The 2,450-nt window shown below is 64.4% G+C and carries 4 protein-coding genes and 1 riboswitch; of the genes, 1 reads left to right on the top strand and 3 read right to left on the bottom strand.

The features are described 5' to 3' along the window. Nucleotides 1–81 precede the first annotated feature (81 nt). From WBQ44_RS04360 to WBQ44_RS04370, 3 genes are all read right to left on the bottom strand, one after another. The gene (locus WBQ44_RS04360; RefSeq protein WP_495565510.1) at nt 82–696 is read right to left on the bottom strand and encodes a transglycosylase family protein; all 615 of its coding nucleotides are present in this window, start codon (nt 694–696) and stop codon (nt 82–84) included. Nucleotides 697–704: 8 nt separating this feature from the next. Continuing rightward, a riboswitch (cyclic di-AMP (ydaO/yuaA leader) is annotated at nt 705–886 on the bottom strand. Between the two features lie 298 nt (nt 887–1,184). Then, nucleotides 1,185–1,556 (bottom strand): YccF domain-containing protein, encoded by a 372-nt coding sequence (locus tag WBQ44_RS04365; protein WP_495565511.1) that lies wholly within the window; start codon nt 1,554–1,556, stop codon nt 1,185–1,187. Between the two features lie 15 nt (nt 1,557–1,571). Next, nucleotides 1,572–1,799 (bottom strand): hypothetical protein, encoded by a 228-nt coding sequence (locus WBQ44_RS04370; RefSeq protein ID WP_495565512.1) that lies wholly within the window; start codon nt 1,797–1,799, stop codon nt 1,572–1,574. A 140-nt stretch (nt 1,800–1,939) separates the two neighbouring features. Between WBQ44_RS04370 and WBQ44_RS04375 the strand changes: the two genes are divergently transcribed. Further along, the gene (locus WBQ44_RS04375) at nt 1,940–2,353 is read left to right on the top strand and encodes a cold-shock protein (RefSeq protein WP_495565513.1); all 414 of its coding nucleotides are present in this window, start codon (nt 1,940–1,942) and stop codon (nt 2,351–2,353) included. Nucleotides 2,354–2,450 lie beyond the last annotated feature (97 nt).

Genomic DNA, 2,450 nt, shown 5'->3' on the forward strand with positions numbered 1-2,450 from the left:
AGACCACACGCTGTAAAGACACGAAAAGGGCCCCCGAGCAATCGGGGGCCCTTTTCGTGTCTTTACAGCGTATGCGCGGCTCTACTGGGGCAGGAACGCCTTGTTCGCCTGGTAGAACTCGACCAGCTGCGGGTCGAGCTGAATTCCCTGCGCTGCGTTCTGGATGAACGTCGCGATCTGCGGGTCGTTGGTGATGGTCTGCACGGCACTGGTGATGCCGTCGATGACCTCGGCAGTGCCGTCGACCGTCGGGATGCTGGTGAGCTCGGGGAGCTTCGGTGCTGCGGGAGCGGACTGCGGCGTAGCCGGAACGCTGCGCTCGGAGGGGGAGCTGCTCAGGCCGAGGCTCGACGAGCAGGACGGCCATGCGCCCCAACCCTGCGATGCGAGGACCTTCTCGGCGACTGCGATCTGCTCTTCGCGGCTGGCCTGGTTGGCGGCGGCCGCGTACTGCTGGCCTCCGTGTGCGTTCCAGGTGCTCGGCGAGAACTGCAGTCCGCCCTGGTATCCGTTTCCGGTGTTGATGCCCCAGTTGCCGCCGGCTTCGCACTGTGCGAGGCGGTCCCAGTCGGAATCAGGGGCAGCGTTTGCGGTGCCGGTGAAGGCCATTCCTGCAGTACCCATAATTGCGCCGGTGACGGCGACCTTGGCTACGGTGCGGCCGGTGGTGGTCGGCTTGCGATGACGTCCGCTCATACGAGTTGAAATCCTCTCCACTGGCGCCTGCGAGGTCAGCTGTCGGGTTCGGGCTGAGAGGTAGCCCGGCCCAGAAGTCCGGTGGGGACAATGTGGGCTTCACCCCAGAAAGACCTGCCGGAGCGGGTCTTTCGGTTATCCGAGAGGACGTGTGGGTCCCCCGTCCTCGTCCCCTGGGTGTTCGTCGAGGGTCCGTCTCCCGCGGGACGAGGTTTGGCGCTGCGGGAGTCGGTGTAGCCGAAGTTTCTCAGCCGCTGATGACCGTAATGGACATCCGCCGGAGTGTCACCATTTGGTAACTGTCGGTTTGTGGGGCCGTCCGCAGTCGGGTGCCTGCGTACCTCGGCGTGACCGGAGAAGCCGCAGCTAGTGGCGCCGGAAGGGTCTCGACGCCCGTCCGTTGCGCTTCCGTTACCCCACCGTTATGTGATGAAGCTCACATCGTCCGAATTGGGGCTGAAGGGGCTGGAGTGAACTGGCCGCCGGCGTCAGGCGTCGACGATGTCCTTGCCGAGGGGCATGAGAGAGATGGGGATCATCTTGAGGTTGGCGATGGCGAGTGGGATGCCGATGATGGTGATGGCCATGGCGAAGGCCGTCACGAGGTGGCCGATGGCCAGCCAGATGCCCGCGATGATCACCCAGATGACGTTGCCGACGACGGACGCGACTCCGGAGGTCGGCTTCTCGACGACGGTTTTGCCGAACGGCCACAGCGCGTAGACGCCGATCCGGAACGACGCGATGCCGAAGGGGATGGTGACGATGAGGATGCAGCAGAGGATGCCGGCGACGAAGTAACCGAGTGCGAGCCACAGCCCACCGAAGATCAGCCAGATGATGTTCAGGATCAATCGCATGGTCTCGCTCCAGGACTATTTCGCGCGTCGGCCGGATGTCAGGGCAAACACTATCGCTAGAACGAAACCGACGGGTGCCGCGATCATCGCGGTCAGGTACAGCCACAGCGGCGGCGATTCGCCACCTACGGCCGGGACCAGGAAGATGGCCGTGATGGCGAGCAGGCCCGCGGCGAAGAGTGCGAGGGCGATGCGCAACAGGACGGAGCTCTTGTCTGCGCCGGTGCTTCGTCGATCGGTCACGAACACAACGGTAGCGGTAGGAAACGTTGGTGCTGCGCACCCGCCCCGCGCGCTAGACTGTCGTATTCGCGTCCTGCAGATTGCGCAGGGCGCGTTACTTGTGCACAGGACAGACCGAGACAAATGGACGGGTGAGCGCAGTGCCTACCGGCAAGGTGAAGTGGTACGACGTCGACAAGGGATTCGGCTTTCTTTCGCAGGAGGAGGGCGAGGACGTCTACGTCCGTTCGTCGGCGCTTCCTGCCGGAGTCGAAGGCTTGAAGGCGGGCCAGCGCGTCGAGTTCGGGATGGCTGCAGGCCGCCGTGGCCCGCAGGCCCTGAGCCTGAAGGTGCTCGAGCCCGCGCCCACCGTCCGGCAGAACACCGCAGGGCGTCGTGAGCACGTCGAGCGCAAGCACACCCCCGACGAGCTGCACGGCATGGTCGAGGACATGATCACGCTGCTCGAGGCCACCATTCAGCCTGAGCTGCGCAAGGGCAAGTACCCCGATCGCAAGACCGCTCAGAAGATCTCCGAGGTCGTCCGCGCTGTGGCGCGGGAACTCGACAGCTGATCACTCCCTGGTGGCTATCGACCAGACGGCGTGGCTGATGATTTCTTCCTGCTGCGTATCGGAGTCGATCACACCGGACGGCAGTCGGATTTCGACG

It is taken from the genome of Rhodococcus sp. (in: high G+C Gram-positive bacteria), from assembly GCF_049591685.1.
GTDB lineage: Bacteria > Actinomycetota > Actinomycetes > Mycobacteriales > Mycobacteriaceae > Rhodococcoides.

Bases quoted from the DNA above. Each gene is read 5' to 3' on its own strand.
- WBQ44_RS04360 (WP_495565510.1), bottom strand. From the start codon at position 696: ATGAGCGGACGTCATCGCAAGCCGACCACCACCGGCCGCACCGTAGCC.
- WBQ44_RS04365 (WP_495565511.1), bottom strand. From the start codon at position 1,556: ATGCGATTGATCCTGAACATCATCTGGCTGATCTTCGGTGGGCTGTGG.